General features: G+C 61.7%; 1 protein-coding gene. It reads left to right on the top strand.

Annotated elements, in window-relative coordinates:
• Window positions 1-308 (top strand): bifunctional ornithine acetyltransferase/N-acetylglutamate synthase (locus tag B2T33_RS18400; RefSeq protein WP_286792833.1); only part of this gene is annotated, 308 nt, incomplete at both ends.

The raw sequence follows: 308 nt of genomic DNA, 5'->3' as shown, positions 1-308 counted from the left end.
CGCTATAAGGGGCGCCCGGATGTGCTGTTGGCCGAACTCGCGCCAGACACGCAGGTTGCCGGTGTCTTCACCACGTCGACCACTGCATCGGCGGCGGTCCGCTGGGGACGTGAGGCGCTTAAGGGTGGTACGGCACGTGCCTTTTTTGTCAATGCGGGTAACTCGGTCGCCTTTACCGGCAAGGCAGGCGAAAAGTTCGTTGCTGACAAGGTCGAAGCCGCGTCCAAGGCGCTGGGTTGTGCAAAGACCGAAATCTTTACCGCATCGACCGGCGTGATTGGCGAGCCGACCACGGCAAACCGCATCAC

It is taken from the genome of Thalassospira sp. UBA4513 (assembly GCF_002388495.1).
In the GTDB taxonomy this organism is placed as follows: domain Bacteria; phylum Pseudomonadota; class Alphaproteobacteria; order Rhodospirillales; family Thalassospiraceae; genus Thalassospira; species Thalassospira tepidiphila.
Note: the sequence above shows the minus strand (reverse complement) of the source record. Positions and strands in the feature narration are given on the sequence as shown.